The 14,523-nt window shown below is 76.2% G+C and carries 15 protein-coding genes; 10 read left to right on the forward strand and 5 right to left on the reverse strand.

All coding sequences use genetic code 11. The features are described 5' to 3' along the window. The first annotated feature begins 63 nt into the window (after positions 1–63). The 4 genes from ACGFNF_RS06900 to ACGFNF_RS06915 are packed head-to-tail and all read left to right on the forward strand — an operon-like array spanning position 64 to position 3,138. Positions 64–489: a molybdopterin-binding protein gene (locus ACGFNF_RS06900; protein ID WP_393166314.1), complete on the forward strand. Its 426-nt coding sequence runs from the start codon at positions 64–66 to the stop codon at positions 487–489. Further along, entirely contained in the window at positions 486–1,265 is a 780-nt protein-coding gene (gene modA, locus ACGFNF_RS06905) for a molybdate ABC transporter substrate-binding protein (RefSeq protein WP_357576359.1), read from the forward strand. The genes ACGFNF_RS06900 and modA overlap by 4 nt, the downstream gene beginning before the upstream one ends. After that, positions 1,262–2,077: an ABC transporter permease gene (locus tag ACGFNF_RS06910; RefSeq protein WP_357576360.1), complete on the forward strand. Its 816-nt coding sequence runs from the start codon at positions 1,262–1,264 to the stop codon at positions 2,075–2,077. Before modA ends, ACGFNF_RS06910 begins: the two co-directional genes overlap by 4 nt. Further along, the gene (locus ACGFNF_RS06915; RefSeq protein ID WP_393166316.1) at positions 2,074–3,138 is read left to right on the forward strand and encodes an ABC transporter ATP-binding protein; all 1,065 of its coding nucleotides are present in this window, start codon (positions 2,074–2,076) and stop codon (positions 3,136–3,138) included. Before ACGFNF_RS06910 ends, ACGFNF_RS06915 begins: the two co-directional genes overlap by 4 nt. A 199-nt stretch (positions 3,139–3,337) precedes the next feature. Here the strand turns inward: ACGFNF_RS06915 and ACGFNF_RS06920 are convergent, their stop codons facing one another. After that, positions 3,338–3,763: a type II toxin-antitoxin system Phd/YefM family antitoxin gene (locus ACGFNF_RS06920; RefSeq protein WP_393166318.1), complete on the reverse strand. Its 426-nt coding sequence runs from the start codon at positions 3,761–3,763 to the stop codon at positions 3,338–3,340. A gap of 165 nt (positions 3,764–3,928) precedes the next feature. Here ACGFNF_RS06920 and ACGFNF_RS06925 point away from each other — a divergent pair, with 165 nt between their 5' ends. The 3 genes from ACGFNF_RS06925 (at position 3,929) to ACGFNF_RS06935 (ending at position 7,285) form a co-directional block, all read left to right on the forward strand. After that, a complete protein-coding gene (locus ACGFNF_RS06925) occupies positions 3,929–4,714 on the forward strand; it encodes an RNA ligase family protein (RefSeq protein WP_393166321.1) in 786 nt (261 codons plus the stop codon). A 153-nt stretch (positions 4,715–4,867) separates the two neighbouring features. Then, positions 4,868–6,409 carry a chitinase gene (locus ACGFNF_RS06930; protein WP_393166390.1) on the forward strand — a complete coding sequence of 514 codons (1,542 nt, stop codon included), beginning with the start codon at positions 4,868–4,870 and terminating at the stop codon, positions 6,407–6,409. A gap of 288 nt (positions 6,410–6,697) precedes the next feature. Next, complete coding sequence (locus ACGFNF_RS06935; protein ID WP_393166323.1) at positions 6,698–7,285, forward strand: TOPRIM nucleotidyl transferase/hydrolase domain-containing protein; 588 nt, start codon at positions 6,698–6,700, stop codon at positions 7,283–7,285. Here the strand turns inward: ACGFNF_RS06935 and ACGFNF_RS06940 are convergent. After that, positions 7,256–7,831 (reverse strand): GNAT family N-acetyltransferase, encoded by a 576-nt coding sequence (locus tag ACGFNF_RS06940; RefSeq protein WP_393166326.1) that lies wholly within the window; start codon positions 7,829–7,831, stop codon positions 7,256–7,258. The two genes, ACGFNF_RS06935 and ACGFNF_RS06940, sit on opposite strands and share 30 nt — an antisense overlap. An 80-nt stretch (positions 7,832–7,911) precedes the next feature. Here ACGFNF_RS06940 and ACGFNF_RS06945 point away from each other — a divergent pair, with 80 nt between their 5' ends. The 3 genes from ACGFNF_RS06945 to ACGFNF_RS06955 are packed head-to-tail and all read left to right on the forward strand — an operon-like array spanning position 7,912 to position 11,377. Next, positions 7,912–8,436, forward strand: a complete 525-nt coding sequence (locus ACGFNF_RS06945; RefSeq protein WP_151453153.1) for a PadR family transcriptional regulator — start codon at positions 7,912–7,914, stop codon at positions 8,434–8,436. Next, the gene (locus tag ACGFNF_RS06950) at positions 8,433–9,113 is read left to right on the forward strand and encodes an ABC transporter ATP-binding protein (RefSeq protein WP_357576367.1); all 681 of its coding nucleotides are present in this window, start codon (positions 8,433–8,435) and stop codon (positions 9,111–9,113) included. The genes ACGFNF_RS06945 and ACGFNF_RS06950 overlap by 4 nt, the downstream gene beginning before the upstream one ends. Then, the gene (locus ACGFNF_RS06955) at positions 9,110–11,377 is read left to right on the forward strand and encodes an FtsX-like permease family protein (RefSeq protein ID WP_393166329.1); all 2,268 of its coding nucleotides are present in this window, start codon (positions 9,110–9,112) and stop codon (positions 11,375–11,377) included. The genes ACGFNF_RS06950 and ACGFNF_RS06955 overlap by 4 nt, the downstream gene beginning before the upstream one ends. A 45-nt stretch (positions 11,378–11,422) precedes the next feature. Here the strand turns inward: ACGFNF_RS06955 and ACGFNF_RS06960 are convergent, their stop codons facing one another. The 3 genes from ACGFNF_RS06960 to ACGFNF_RS06970 all read right to left on the reverse strand — a co-directional run bounded on the left by ACGFNF_RS06960 (position 11,423) and on the right by ACGFNF_RS06970 (position 14,522). Beyond that, positions 11,423–12,577 (reverse strand): (Fe-S)-binding protein, encoded by a 1,155-nt coding sequence (locus tag ACGFNF_RS06960; RefSeq protein WP_393166331.1) that lies wholly within the window; start codon positions 12,575–12,577, stop codon positions 11,423–11,425. Beyond that, entirely contained in the window at positions 12,574–13,959 is a 1,386-nt protein-coding gene (locus tag ACGFNF_RS06965; RefSeq protein ID WP_393166333.1) for an FAD-binding oxidoreductase, read from the reverse strand. The genes ACGFNF_RS06960 and ACGFNF_RS06965 overlap by 4 nt, the downstream gene beginning before the upstream one ends. Before the next feature lie 119 nt (positions 13,960–14,078). Continuing rightward, on the reverse strand, positions 14,079–14,522 hold the full coding sequence (locus tag ACGFNF_RS06970) for a hypothetical protein (RefSeq protein WP_393166334.1): 444 nt from the start codon (positions 14,520–14,522) through the stop codon (positions 14,079–14,081). Position 14,523: the final 1 nt, after the last annotated feature.

A 14,523-nucleotide genomic window follows, 5' to 3' on the forward strand; every position in this document is an offset into this window, starting at 1 on the left:
GGCCGCATCCGCGATGGGCGGCCCGCTCTTATCCTCGCATCTGCCGGGCGCTAGGCTGGGCCGGTGACGACGTTCCGGATCGGGGAGGCCGCCGAGCTGCTCGGCGTCAGCGCCGACACCGTGCGCCGGTGGGTCGACGCCGGGCGGCTCGCCGCCGGCCGCGACGAGCACGGGCACCGGGTCATCGACGGGGTCGAGCTGGCCGCGTTCGCCCGGGGGCAGGCCGCCGAGCCGGACGACCGGTCGGACGCCTCCTCGGCCCGCAACCGGCTGCGCGGCATCGTGGTCAACGTCGTCAAGGACACCGTGATGGCGCAGGTCGACATCCAGGCCGGGCCGTTCCGGGTCGTCTCGCTGATGAGCCGGGAGGCGGTCGACGAGCTGGACCTGCGCGTCGGTTCGCTTGCCGTCGCGGTGATCAAGTCGACCACGGTGGTGGTGGAACGCGCCTCCCCGTCGGGGTCCTCCCGCGGCAGGCAGGGGTCGTGAGAGCGGCGCGGCGGGCGCGGACGGTCGCGGCGGCGGCGATCACCGCCCTGGTGGCCCTGGCCGGGTGCGGCGCGGGCACCACCGCCGGTGGCGGGTCGACGGACGGCACGGTGACCGTGTTCGCCGCGGCCTCGCTGACCGGGTCGTTCACCCGGATCGGCCAAGACTTCGAGGCGGCCCACCCGGGCACGACCGTGGTCCTCAACTTCGCCGGCAGCGCCGCGCTGGCCGCCCAGATCAACCAGGGCGCCCCGGCCGACGTGTTCGCCTCGGCGGCGACGCGCAACATGACCACCGTCGCCGAGGCCGGCAACGCCGACGGCGACCCGGTGGTCTTCGTCCGCAACCAGCTCGTCGTCGCCGTGCCGAAGGGCAACCCACGGGGCGTCGCCGGGCTGGCCGACCTGGCCCGGCCGGGCGTGAAGGTCGCCCTCTGCGCGGAGCAGGTGCCCTGCGGGGCGGCGGCGCGGACGGCGCTCGACGCCGCCTCGGTCGCGCTCACCCCGGTCACCCTGGAGCAGGACGTGCGGGGCGCGCTGTCCAAGGTGCGGCTCGGCGAGGTCGACGCGGCCCTCGTCTACCGCACGGACGCCCTGGCCGCCGCGGCCGACGTGACGGCCGTCGAGTTCCCTGAGTCCGCCCGCGCCGTCAACGACTACCCGATCGTCGCGCTGCGGGACGCGCCCAACCCCGACGGCGCGCGGGCCTTCGTCGCGTACGTCCGCTCGGAGCGGGGGCGCGCGGTGCTCACCGCGGCCGGGTTCCAGGCGCCGTGACGCGTACCCGCAGCGGACGCCTGCGCCGGCGGGGTCCCGGGGTGCCCGTCGCGCTGCTGCTGCCGGCCGTGCTGGGCCTGGTCTTCCTCGTCCTGCCGCTGGTCGGGCTGGTGGCCCGTACGCCGTGGGCCGACCTGCCGCAGCGGCTCGCCGCACCGGGCGTGCTCACCGCGCTGCGGCTGTCCCTGCTGACCGCCACGCTGGCCACGCTGCTCTGCCTGCTGCTCGGGGTGCCGCTGGCCTGGCTGCTGGCCCGCGTCGAGTTTCCCGGCCGACGCCTGGTACGCGCCCTCGTCACCGTGCCGCTGGTGCTGCCGCCCGTCGTCGGCGGGGTGGCGCTGCTGCTGGTCTTCGGTCGGCGCGGCCTGCTCGGCGGCTGGCTCGACGCGACCTTCGGGATCACCCTGCCGTTCACCACCGCCGGGGTGGTGCTGGCGGAGGCGTTCGTGGCGATGCCGTTCCTGGTGATCGCCGTGGAGGGGGCGCTGCGCGGCGCCGACGGCCGGTACGAGGAGGCGGCGGCGACCCTCGGCGCCGGCCGCTGGACGACGTTCACCCACGTCACCCTGCCCCTGGTGGCTCCCGGCCTGGCGGCCGGTGCGGTGCTGTGCTGGGCCCGGGCGCTCGGCGAGTTCGGCGCCACCATCACCTTCGCCGGCAACTATCCGGGGCGTACGCAGACCATGCCGCTGGCGGTCTACCTGGCGCTGGAGACGGACGTGCAGGCCGCCGTGGTGCTCAGCCTCGTGCTGCTCACCGTCTCGGTGGCCATCCTCGCCGGACTGCGCGACCGCTGGATCACCAGCCCGTGAGCGCGCCCCTGCTCGACGCGCACCTCGTGGTGGAACGGGACGGCTTCCGCCTCGACGTCGCGCTGCGGGTCGCCGCCGGCGAGGTGGTCGCGCTGCTCGGCCCCAACGGGGCGGGCAAGACCACCGCGCTGCGCGCGCTCGCCGGCCTGCTCCCGCTGACCGGCGGGCACCTCACCCTCGACGGCGTCGACCTGGACCGGCCGCAGCGCCGCGCCTGGACGCCGACCGAGCGCCGGCCGATCGGCGTGGTCTTCCAGGACTACCTGCTGTTCCCGCACCTGAGCGCGTGGGAGAACGTGGCCTTCGGGCCCCGGCGGCACGGCGCCGACCGGCGGACCGCCCGGCGGACCGCCCACGACTGGCTGGACCGGGTCGGCCTGGCCGAGCACGCCCACCGCCGGCCCCGGCACCTCTCCGGCGGGCAGGCGCAGCGGGTCGCGCTGGCCCGCGCGCTCGCCGTCGAGCCGGCGCTGCTGCTGCTCGACGAGCCGCTCGCCGCGCTCGACGCCCGCACCCGGCTGGACACCCGGGCCGAGCTGCACCGGCACCTCGCCGCGCACCCGGGGGCGACCCTGCTTGTCACCCACGATCCGCTGGACGCGTTGGTGCTGGCCGACCGGCTCGTGGTCGTCGAGGAGGGCCGGGTGGTGCAGGAGGGGGATGCCGCGACCGTCACGGCGCGGCCACGCACCGACTACGTGGCCCGGCTCGTCGGGCTGAACCTGCACCGGGGCCACGCCGACGGGCACCGGGTCCGGGTCGCCGACGGGCTGACCCTCACCGTCGCCGACCGGCTCGACGGGGAGGTCTTCGTTGCCTTCCGGCCCTCGGCGGTGGCCCTGCACCCGTCGCGCCCCGAGGGCAGCCCGCGCAACACCTGGGCGGCGACGGTGGCCGGCGTGCAGCGGCACGGCGACGACCTGCGGGTGCAGCTCGACGGGCCGATCGGGGTGTCGGCGGACGTCACGCCGGCCGCCGCCGCACAGCTGCGACTGGCCCCCGGCCGGCCGGTCTGGGCCGCGGTGAAGGCGGCGCAGACCCACGCGTACCCCGCCGGCTGACATCCTGCGGCCCGAGGGCCGGCGGCCCGCGCGAGCGCTGCCCGCGGCGGCGTCGGGGCGCGGTCGACGGCGGCACACCGGATCCCGGCCAGGCAACGGCGCGGCACTGAGCCCGGGGGTGGTGCGGATCCCGGGACGGCGCGGATCCCGGGACGGCGCGGACGCGAGCGGCGCCGGACGCGGCGCGGACCCGGGCGGGTCAGGCGGCGGGGTCGGCGGCCAGCAGGTCGGCGTGGGCGGCCCGGAGGCGGGCGAGGCCGGGGTCGCTGCCCGGGGTGACCCGGCGGTCGAGCTCGGCCCAGACGTCGGCGAGGGCGGCGGTGACCGCGCGCAGCTCGGCGGCGTGCCGGTGGGCGCTGCGCCGGTGCGCCTCGTCGAGGCGCCGGGCCCAGCCGGCGGTGACGGCGGCGAGGCGGTCGGTGTCGGCACGCGCCTGGGCGGCGCTGCGGGCGGCGGCCGCCGGGACGATCGCGGCCACCGGGCGGGGATCGCCGTCGCGGGTGACGACGGTGACGGTGTCGGTCAACTCGGCCAGCGCGACGAGCTGGGTGAGCCGGGTGCGCGCCTCGCGAAGCGGCACCGAGCGCGGCTGGTCGGTGTGCGGGGTGAGAGCGGGGACAGCCATGGATGGATGGTCGCCCCCGGGTACGACATTTCCGCACGCCGACGGTCCAGGGTGGACGCGCGGACCGGAAACTGGCGCGAGCCGGGGCCCTCGCGGCGGATACGCTGCCGGCCCGGCGCCGCACCGCGAACCGGCTCGGCGCACCCCACCAATGAAGGAGCTGCCGTGTCCCGCCTCGACGTCCGGACGGTCGACCTGCGGAGGATCAACTCGCTGACCAAGTACCCGTCGATCCCCACCTACCACGCCCTGGACCCGGGCAACGGCGGGCTGCTGGCGGAGTGCGTGGCGTTCACCGGGCCGGTCACCCTCACCGAGAAGGTCGACGGGACGAACGCCCGGATCGTCGTGCTGCCCGGCGGCGCGTACCTGATCGGCAGCCGCGAGGAGTTGCTGTACGCGCGCGGCGACCTGATCGGCAACCCCGCGCTGGGCATCGTGGACGCCCTGCGCGACGTGGCCGAGCGGCTGACGGTCGCGGCGGCGGACGACCGGATCACGGTCTTCTACCTGGAGGTGTACGGCGGCAAGGTCACCGCCGCCTCCCGGCAGTACACCGCCGAACGCCGGGTCGGGCACCGGCTCTTCGACGTGGCCGTGCTGGACGACCCCGCGCCGATGCTCGACTGGCCGGCGCAGCGGATCTCGGCCTGGCGCGACGGCGGCGGCCAGCGCTTCCTCGGCGAGGCGGACCTCGTCGGGCGGGCCGACGCGCTGGGCCTGCCGACGGTGCCCCGGCTGGCCACCGTCCCCGCCGGGGAGCTGCCCCGCGACATCGACGGGACGCACGCGTTCCTGACCGGTCACCTGCCTCGGACCCTGGTGGCCCTGGACGGGCCGGCCGGCCGGTCCGAGGGGCTGGTGCTCCGCGCGGCGGACCGCTCGGCCATCGCCAAGGCGCGGTTCCAGGACTACGAGCGCACCCTGAAGCGTCGCGAGGCCCGGCGCTGACCCGAGGGCCTTCCTATCGCCTGGGCGATAGGAAGGGCCCCTTCCTCACACTTCGATCTGGACAACTACAGTTAACAATCCTAATAATTGTGCATCCGTCGATCCGACGGCCCTCGTACCCGGGAGGTCCGGATGCGTCGCCCTGCCCGAAACCTGTTGCTGGCCGCCGTCGCGGCCCTCGCCACCGTCACCGCCACCACGCTGACCCTCGCCGCGCCGGCCCAGGCCGCCGGCCCGACCGCCACCTTCGTCAAGACCGCCGACTGGGGCACCGGATGGGAGGGCCGCTACACCGTCACCAACGGCGGCCCGGCCACCATCACCGGCTGGCAGGTGGCCTTCACCCTGCCCACGGGCACCACGCTCGGCTCCTACTGGGACGCCACGGTCAGCAGCGTCGGCCAGCGGCACACCTTCACCAACCGCTCCTGGAACGGCACCGTCGCCCCCGGCGCCTCGGTGTCGTTCGGCTTCCTGGCCACCGGCTCCGGTTCCCCCACCAACTGCACGCTCAACGGCGCGCCCTGCTCGGGCGGCACGCCCACCACCCCGCCGACCACGGCACCGCCCACGACCGCCCCGCCCACCACGGCGCCGCCCACCACCCCGCCACCCACCACGCCTCCGCCGACCACGCCCCCACCGACCACGCCGCCGCCGACGGGTGGGCTGCCCCGGCACGCGCTGATCGGCTACCTGCACGCCAGCTTCGCCAACGGCTCGGGCTACCTGCGGATGGCCGACGTGCCCGCCGACTGGGACATCATCAACCTCGCCTTCGGCGAACCCACCACGGTCACCTCGGGCGACATCCGGTTCCAGCTCTGCCCGGCGGCCGAGTGCCCGGGCGTCGAGACCGAGGCCGAGTTCATCGCCGCGATCCGCGCCAAGCAGGCGCAGGGCAAGAAGGTGCTGCTCTCCATCGGCGGGCAGAACGGCCAGGTGCAGCTCACCACGACCGCCGCCCGGGACACCTTCGTCCGGTCGGTGGCGGCCATCATCGACCGGTACGGCCTCAACGGGCTCGACATCGACTTCGAGGGCCACTCGCTCTACCTGGACACCGGGGACACCGACTTCCGCAACCCGACCACGCCGGTGATCGTCAACCTGATCTCCGCGATCCGCACCCTCAAGCAGCGGTACGGGGCGGGCTTCGTCCTCACCATGGCGCCGGAGACGTTCTTCGTCCAGCTCGGCTACCAGTACTACGGTTCGGGCCCGTGGGGCGGGCAGGACCCGCGCGCGGGGTCGTACCTGCCGGTGATCCACGCGCTGCGCAACGACATCACCGTGCTGCACGTGCAGGACTACAACTCGGGGCCGATCATGGGGCTCGACAACCAGTACCACACCATGGGCAGCGCGGACTTCCACATCGCGATGACCGACATGCTGCTCGCCGGCTTCCCCGTCGCCGGCAACGCCGACCGGGTCTTCCCGCCGCTGCGTGAGGACCAGGTGGCCTTCGGCGCCCCCTCTTCCCCCAGCGCCGGCAACGGCTATCTCGCCCCGGCCGGGGTGCAGGCCGCGGTGACCTGCCTGGTGAAGGGGCAGGGCTGCGGCCCGTACACCCCGCGCAGCGGCACCAATCCCGCCCTCCGGGGCCTGATGACCTGGTCGATCAACTGGGACCGGTTCTACGCCTGGGAGTTCCGCCTGAGCCACGGCCCGTTCCTGAAGTCGCTGCCCTGACGCCGGCGCCGCCGTCCGGGCCACCCGGCCCGGGCAGCGGCACGATCGCCGGTCCCCGGCGGTTCCCTGCCGCCCGCAATCCGGTTGCGCCGGGGGACGGCCCGGTCCACGCTGCCCTGGCGGGCACGGCCGCGCTGCCCCGGCGGGCGACGGGCCGCGCTGCCCCGGCGGGCGACGGGCCGCGCTGGCCCGCCCGACACAGGTCCCGGTGGTACGTCCCGCACGTCGGGGCCGGACCGCCGGGCCGACCCCGGGCGGGCGCTGCGGCATCGGGAACGGGGAGGCGGAGTGCGGAGCATCGGTGACCTGGCGGCCGGGATCGACGCGCGGACGGTCGTGCTCGTCGAGGGGCCGAGCGACCGGGTCGCCCTGGAGACCCTCGCCGCGCGCCGCGGCCGGGACCTCGACGCCGAAGGCGTACGGGTGGTGGCCATGGGCGGCGCGACGAACATCGGCCACTTCCTCGACCAGCTCGGCCCGGCGGGACGCGGCCTGCGGCTGGCGGGCCTCTACGACGAGGCCGAGGAGGGCTACTTCCGGCGCGCGCTGGAACGCTGCGGCTTCGGCGTCGACCTGTCCCGGGCCGACCTGACGGCCCTCGGGTTCCACGTCTGCGTGGCCGACCTGGAGGACGAACTGATCCGGGCGGTCGGCGTCGCGGGGGTGCGGGCGGCGCTCGCCGCCGAGGGCGAGCTGCGCTCGTTCGACCTGTTCCAGCGACAGCCGGCCCAGCGGGGCCGGGCCGTCGAGGCGCAGTTGCGCCGGTTCCTCGGCACCCGGTCCGGCCGCAAGAGCGCGTACGCGCGGCTGCTCGTGGCGGCGCTGGAGCCGGACCGGGTGCCCCGCTCACTCGACGCGGTGCTCGCCGGCGTCTGAGCGCACGCCGCGCCACTCGGGCGCCAGCACCGACCACACCTCGATGTCGACCCGTCCGGCCGGGCCGGGATAGACCTGGCGCAGCGTCCCGTCGAGGCGCATGCCCAGCCGCCGGGCGGTGGCGATGCTGCGGGTGTTGTCCGGCTTGGTGCGCCACTCGACGCGGTGGATGCCGCGTTCCCGTACCGCCCAGTCGATTAGCCGGCCGACCGCCCGGCTGACCAGCCCGCGGCCCTCCCCGGCCGGCTCCAGCCAGCAGCCCGCCTCGCAGACGCCCCTGGCGGCGTCGAACGAGACCAGCATGACCCCGCCGACCAGCTCGCCCCGCCGCCAGATGCCCCAGATACCGCCGGCGTCACGCGCCCACAGCTCCGCGTAGCGCTGGAGCACGGCCCGGGCACCGGCCAGGTCGTCGACCAGGAACGAGGGCGACACCCAGGGCGCGATGTGCGTACGGGCCCGCTCGAGGTGGGCGAGGAACTCCTCGGCCCGCCAGGGCTCCAGGGGACGCAGTTCCGCGTCCTCGGTCAGGGACAGGGCGAACACGGTGACCTCCGATGCAGACGGTTGAGCGGGCAATGTACCGCTATACACTCCGGGTATACGCGGTGTGTATAGTCGCCGGCATGTCGATCGGACAGACCTTCCTGGGCCTCCTCGAGGCCACCCCCCGCCACGGCTACGACATCAAACGCCTCTACGACGAGCGCTTCGGTCACGCCCGACCGCTCGCGTACGGGCAGGTCTACGCCACCCTGTCCCGGCTGCTGCGTGGCGGCCTCGTCGAGGTGGAGGCGGTGGAGCCCGGCGAGGGCCCGGAACGCAAGCGGTACGCGATCACCGAGGCGGGCGTCACCGACGTGGCGCAGTGGCTGGCCCGGGCCGAGAAGCCCGAGCCGTACCTGCAGAGCACCCTCTACACCAAGGTGGTGCTGGCCCTGCTGACCGGCCGCCCCGCCGCCGACGTGCTCGACGTGCAGCGCGCCGAGCACCTGCGGATGATGCGCGAGCTGACCCGCCGCAAGCGCGACGGCGACCTCGCCGAGCAACTGGTCTGCGACCACGCGCTCTTCCACCTGGAGGCCGACCTGCGCTGGCTGGAGCTGACCGCCGCCCGTCTCGACGAGCTGGCCGCGACGGTGCGGTCGTGAGCGCCCCGCTGCTGCTCGCCGAGGACCTGCACCGCTCGTTCGGCCCGACCCGGGCGCTCGCCGGGGCGAGCATGCGCGTCCACCCGGGCGAGGTGCTGGCCGTGATGGGCTCGTCGGGCTCCGGCAAGTCCACGCTGCTGCACTGCCTCGCCGGCATCACCCGGCCCGACTCCGGCCGGGTCCGCTACGCCGGCCGTGACCTCGCCGCCCTGAGCGACGCCGAGCGCAGCGCGCTGCGCCGCGAGGAGTTCGGCTTCGTCTTCCAGTTCGGCCAGCTCGTACCGGAGCTGACCTGCCTGGAGAACGTCGCGCTGCCGCTGCGGCTGGGTCGGGTCGGTCGGCGCGAGGCGGAGCGGCGGGCCGCCGAGTGGCTGGACCGCCTGGAGGTCGCCGAGGTGGCCGGCAAGCGGCCCGGCGAGGTCTCCGGCGGGCAGGGGCAGCGGGTGGCGGTCGCCCGGGCACTGGTCACCCGGCCACGGGTGGTCTTCGCCGACGAGCCGACCGGCGCCCTCGACTCGCTCAACGGCGAGCGGGTCATGCGGCTGCTCACCGCCGCCGCCCGGGACACCGGGGCGGCCGTGGTGCTGGTGACGCACGAGGCGCGGGTCGCCGCGTACTCCGATCGGGAGGTCGTGGTCCGCGACGGCCGCACCCGGGACCTGGAGGTCGCGGCGTGACGCGGCTGCGCGACCGCGCGGCCGACCTGGGCATGGGCGCGCGGATGGCGTTCACGGGCGGCCGGGACGGCTGGCTGCGGGCGGTGCTCACGGCGGTCGGCGTCGGGGTGGGGGTGGCGATGCTGCTGCTCGCCGCCGCGGTGCCCGGCGCGCTGGACGCCCGGCAGGCGCGCGGCGACGCCCGCGACGACCTGCGGATGGGCGAGAAGATCCCGGCCGCCGCGAACACCCTGCTGATCCGCCAGACCGACACCGAGTTCCGGGGGCAGCCGGTGCGCGGCCGGGTGCTGCGGCCCGAGGGACCGGCCGCGCCGGCGCCGCCCGGGGTGGCCGCGCTGCCCCGCGCCGGCGAGGTGCTGGTCTCCCCCGCCCTGCGCGACCTGCTCGGCTCCGCCGACGGCGCGCTGTTCGCCCCCCGCCTCGGCGGGGCCACGGTCACCGGCGTCATCGCCGACGAGGGGCTGGCCGGCCCCCGCGAGCTGGCCTACTACCTGGGCAGCGACACCCTCGCCGCCGACGACGCCACCCGGCTGGACGCGTTCGGCGGCGGGCTGCCCGGCGAGGCCTTCGACCCGGTGCTGGTGGTGCTGGTGGTCGTCATCTTCGTGGTTCTGCTGCTGCCCATCGCGGTCTTCCTCGGCGCGGCCGTGCGGTTCGGCGGCGAGCGGCGCGACCGGCGGCTGGCCGCGCTGCGCCTGGTCGGCGCCGACGCCGCGATGGTCCGCCGGATCGCCGCCGGTGAGGCCGCCGCCGGCGCGCTGCTCGGCGTCGCGGCCGGCGGCGTGCTCTTCGCGCTCGGCCGGCAGGTGGTGCCGCTGGTCACCCTCATGGACCTCAGCGTGTACGCCGCCGACGTGCGCCCGCCGCTGCCGCTGGTGGCCGCCGTCGCGCTGGCGGTGCCGGCGCTCGCCGTGGTGGTGACGCTGGTGTCGATGCGCGCCGTGCTGGTCGAGCCGCTCGGGGTGACCCGGCGGGCGACGCCGGTGCGCCGGCGGCTGGTGTGGCGGCTGCTGCTGCCGGCCGCCGGGCTCGGGCTGCTGCTGGCCGGCGCGGCCGGAGTCGCGCCGCTGGGCAACGAGCGGCAGACCGCGGCCGGCGCCGTGCTCCTGCTGGCCGGCGTGGTCACCCTGCTGCCCTGGCTCACCGACCTGCTCGTACGCCGGCTGCGCGGCGGCCCGGTCGCGTGGCAGCTCGCGGTGCGCCGCCTCCAGGTCGACAGCGCCGCCTCCGCGCGGCTGGTCAACGGCATCGCGGTCGCCGTGGCGGGCACCATCGGGTTGCAGATGCTCTTCGCCGGCGTCGCCGGCCGGTTCACCTTCGACACCGGCCAGGACACCTCCCGGGCCCAGGTGCAGGTGCAGTTCTCCCCGCAGTCGGACGCGGCGGCGGGGCTGGACCGGCTGGCCGACGCGCCCGGGGTGACCGCGAGCAACGCCACCCTGGCCACCTCGGTCACGGCCGGCGAGGCGTACGGCACGCTGCGGATCGGCGACTGCGTGGCGCTGGCCGAGTTCGCGCGGCTCGACCGGTGCGCCGACGGCGACGTGTTCCTGGTCCCGGACGCGGAGGGCGAGCCGGCCGGTTTCGGTGCGGGCAGCGCGGTCACGGTCGCCGACGGGGTGACCTGGCGGGTGCCGTCCACCGCCCGGGAGGCGCCGGTGCGCGTCGACCCGTCCGGCTACCGGCAGGGCGGGGTGCTGGCCACTCCCGGCGCGGTCGACACCGCCCGGCTGGGGCCGCTGCGCGCCGAGGCGTACCTGCGGCTCGCGCCCGACCGGCCGGACGCGGTGGAGCACGTCCGCAACGCCGCCGCCGGCGTCGACCCGTACGCCTCGGTGCTCACGCTGACCGAGAACCGCCAGGCCAGCCAGTTCGTCAACGTCCAGCGCGGCCTCTACGCCGGCGCGGTGGTCACCCTGCTGCTGATCGGGGCCAGCATGCTGGTCGGCGTGCTGGAGCAGCTGCGGGAGCGCCGCCGGCTGCTGGCGATGCTGGTCGCGGTGGGCACCCGGCGCTCCACGCTGAGCTGGTCGGTGCTGTGGCAGAGCGCCGTGCCGGTGGTGATCGGGCTCGCCCTGGCGGTGGTGTTCGGCCTCGCCCTCGGCGCGGTGCTGCTGCGCATGGTGCAGACGCCGGTGACCGTCGCCTGGCCGGCGCTGGGCATCTCCACCGGCCTCGGGGCGGCCGTGGTGCTGCTGGTGACGGGGCTCAGCCTGCCGGTGCTGTGGCGGCTCACCCGCCCCGACGGCATCCGCACGGAGTGATCATCCGCCGGGTGCACCGCAGGTGCGCCCGGCGGCCCCGGCCGGCTACGGCGACTGGACGCGGGCGAGCAGCTCGGCGAGGTGCACGGCCCGTACGGTGGACCGGCGCCGGCGCAACCCCGTGCGCAACTGCCGCAGGCAGCCCGGGTTGACGGCCACCACCAGGTCGACGCCGGCGGCCTCGATCTCGTCGAGCTTCGCGTCCAGGATCCGCCGGGAGTCCTTCGGCCGCAGCAGCGAGTACGTGCCGGCGGCGCCGCAGCAGGCGGCCGCCGACGGCAGCTCGACGTAGTCGGCGACCTGGCGCAGCAGCGTCCGGGGCTCGGCGAAGACGCCGAGGCCGTTGCGCAGGTGGCAGGAGTCCTGGAGGGTGACCCTGGCCCGCCGCCCGGCCACCCGCAGTTCCGCCCCGGCGGGCCGGTCGGCGAGCCAGGTGGACAGCTCGCGTACCCGGTCCCGGCCGAGTACGGAGGCCAGGTGCGCGGCGCAGCCGCCGGAGGTGGTGACGATCGTGCCGGGCAGGTCCGCGCCGAGCCGCTCGGCCAGCCGCTCGCCCCCGGCCAGGTCGCCGTTGTGGGCGTGCAGCGCGCCGCAGCAGCCCTGGGTGGTGGGAACGGCCAGCTCGGGGGCGAGCGCGTGCGCCGCCCGGCTGACCGCCGGGTAGAGGCCCCGCTCGACGCAGCCCAGCATGAGCTGCGCGCCCGGCGTGTCGGCCGGGTCCTGCGCGGCGGCGGGGACGGCTGCCGGGGCCGTTCTCGGCGCGGACGGGGCGGGCCCCGCCGGGCCAGGCATGGCCCGTCGTGCGGTGGCGGGCCGGCCGCGGGCGGCGCGGCGGACGAGGCCGGACAGCCGCAGCAGCCAGCGTTGCTCGACGAAGAGCATCAGCGCCCGGGCCACCAGCGGTCGCCGCCAGCCCCGCCACTGGTGCACCCGCCACTGCTCCAGCAGGCTGCCGTACTCGACCCCGGCCGGGCAGACCGGCTCGCAGGCCCGGCAGCCCAGGCAGAACGAGGACTGCTCGGCGAGGGTGTCGTCGTCCGGGGGCAGGGTGCCGTCCTGCAGCGCCCGCATCAGCGTGATCCGGCCGCGCGGCGAGGACGCCTCGTCGCCGGTCATCGCGTACGTGGGGCAGGCCGGCAGGCAGAACCCGCAGGAGATGCAGCGCGACAACTGCTCCGGGTCGAACACGTCGCCGGTCATGAGCCCAGCTTTCCGGGGTTGAGGATGCCCGCCGGGTCGAAGGCGCTCTTGATCCGGCGCAGCAGGGCGAGCTGGTCCTCGCCGAGGCGGGCGGCGAGGAACGGCAGTTTCGCCGCCCCCACCCCGTGCTCGCCGGTGATGGTGCCGCCGAGGTCGATGGCGGCGGCGAAGACGTCGGCGAAGGCCGCCTCGGCCCGGCGTACCGCGTCGTGGTCCTCGGCCGAGTCGAGCACGCAGGTGGGGTGCAGGTTGCCGTCGCCGGCGTGGCCGAAGGTGGCGATGGCGACGCCGTGCCGGGCGGCGACGGCGTCGATCCGGTCGACCATCTCGGCGATCCGGGGCCGGGGCACGGTCGCGTCCTCCAGGATGGTCACCCCGCCCCGGCGGGACAGCGCCGGCAGCGCGCAGCGCCGGGCGGCCAGCAGCGCCTCCGCCTGGGCGACCTCGCGGGCCGTGGTGACCTCCACCGCGCCGGCCTCGACGCAGGCCGCGCCGATCCGCTCCAGGTGGGCGGCGACGAGGTCGGGCGGGCCGTCGTCGCCGAAGAGGAGCAGGGCGCCGGCGTCGGTACGCAGCCCCAGGTGGGCGAAGTCCTCGACGGCGTCGATGCAGGCCCGGTCGAGGAACTCCAGCGTCGCCGGCACCACCCCGGCCCGGATCACCCGGGCGACCGCCTCCCCCGCGTCGGCAAGCGTCGGGAAGTACGCGACCCCGGTGTTCGCCGACGCCGGTGCGGGCAGCAGCGCCACGGTCGCCTCGGTGATCACGGCGAGGGTGCCCTCGGAGCCGGTGAGCAGCCGGGTCAGGTCGTAGCCGGCGACGTCCTTCCAGAGCCGACCGCCGGTGCGGATCACCTCACCGGTGGGCAGCACCGCCTCCAGGCCCAGCACGTAGTTGCGGGTCACGCCGTACTTCAGGCCGCGCAGCCCGCCCGCGCAGGTGGCGATGGTGCCGCCGACCGTGGCGACGGTCCGGCTGCCGGGGTCGGGCGCCCAGAGCAGGCCCTGTGCGGCGGCGGCGTCGGCGAGGGCGGCACTGGTCACGCCCGGTTGCGTCCGGGCGAGCAACTCGTCCCCGCTGACCTCCAGGATGACGTTGAGCCGGGTCAGCACCAGCACGATCCCGCCGCGCAGCGGCACGGTGGCGGCGCACAGGTTGGAGCCCGCGCCGCGGGGCACCACGGGCACCCGGTGCCGGGTGGCGAGTGCCAGCACCGCGGCGACCTCGGCGGTGTCGGCCGGGAAGACCACCGCGTCCGGGCGGTGCGAGAACAACGGCGTCGCGTCCCGCGCGTACGCCACGAGGTCGCCGGCCGCGTCGTGCACGTGCGACGGGCCGACGATCCCGCGCAGCTCGGCGAGGACGGTCGCGGACAGCGCCATGCCCACCCTTCCCTGTAGCTTTTTGCCGGTTCGTGACCGGTTGCCTGGCGACAGTTTTCACCGATCATAGAGAGCCGGCGGGGCTGGGTGAAGACGGCGGGCCGGCCGGGGTCCGGCCGTCAGCGCGGTGGCAGGTACTCGCGCAGCGCGGCGAACTCGGCCGCCGTGAGAAAGGACGGATTGGCCCCCTGCGGCTGCCTGAGCACCTCCGCGCCGGCCAGCCGCACGTCGCCCTGGAAGGACTCACGGGGCACCCGGTGCGCCTCGTCGAGGACCGTCAGGTCCAACGGCACCGTCCAGGCCGCGCCCGGCTCCCCCGGCACCGCGGCGGCGGCCACCAGCCCCACGCCCCAGACGCCGTACGCGAGCCGGCCGCAGCTGCCACTGGCCCAGAGGACCACCGGCTGACCGGCGCGCATCAGCCGGGCCCGGTAGCCGGGGCGTACGCACCAGCCCGTCACCCGCGGATCACGGGCGAAGCGGCCGGCCAGGTCGGCCCGGTCCGCGTTGCCCTTGATCAGCCACGCGCCGAGGTCGTCGAGGTGCACCCGTCGGTCGGTCACC

This window comes from Micromonospora sp. NPDC048868, from assembly GCF_043198195.1.
Classification (GTDB): Bacteria; Actinomycetota; Actinomycetes; order Mycobacteriales; family Micromonosporaceae; genus Micromonospora; species Micromonospora reichwaldensis.

What these genes read in the sequence shown, in the direction of transcription:
- ACGFNF_RS06960 (WP_393166331.1), bottom strand. Translation starts at nt 12,577, where the DNA reads ATGACCGGCGACGTGTTCGACCCGGAGCAGTTGTCGCGCTGCATCTCC.
- ACGFNF_RS06945 (WP_151453153.1), top strand. Translation starts at nt 7,912, where the DNA reads ATGTCGATCGGACAGACCTTCCTGGGCCTCCTCGAGGCCACCCCCCGC.
- ACGFNF_RS06920 (WP_393166318.1), bottom strand. Translation starts at nt 3,763, where the DNA reads ATGGCTGTCCCCGCTCTCACCCCGCACACCGACCAGCCGCGCTCGGTG.
- ACGFNF_RS06965 (WP_393166333.1), bottom strand. Translation starts at nt 13,959, where the DNA reads ATGGCGCTGTCCGCGACCGTCCTCGCCGAGCTGCGCGGGATCGTCGGC.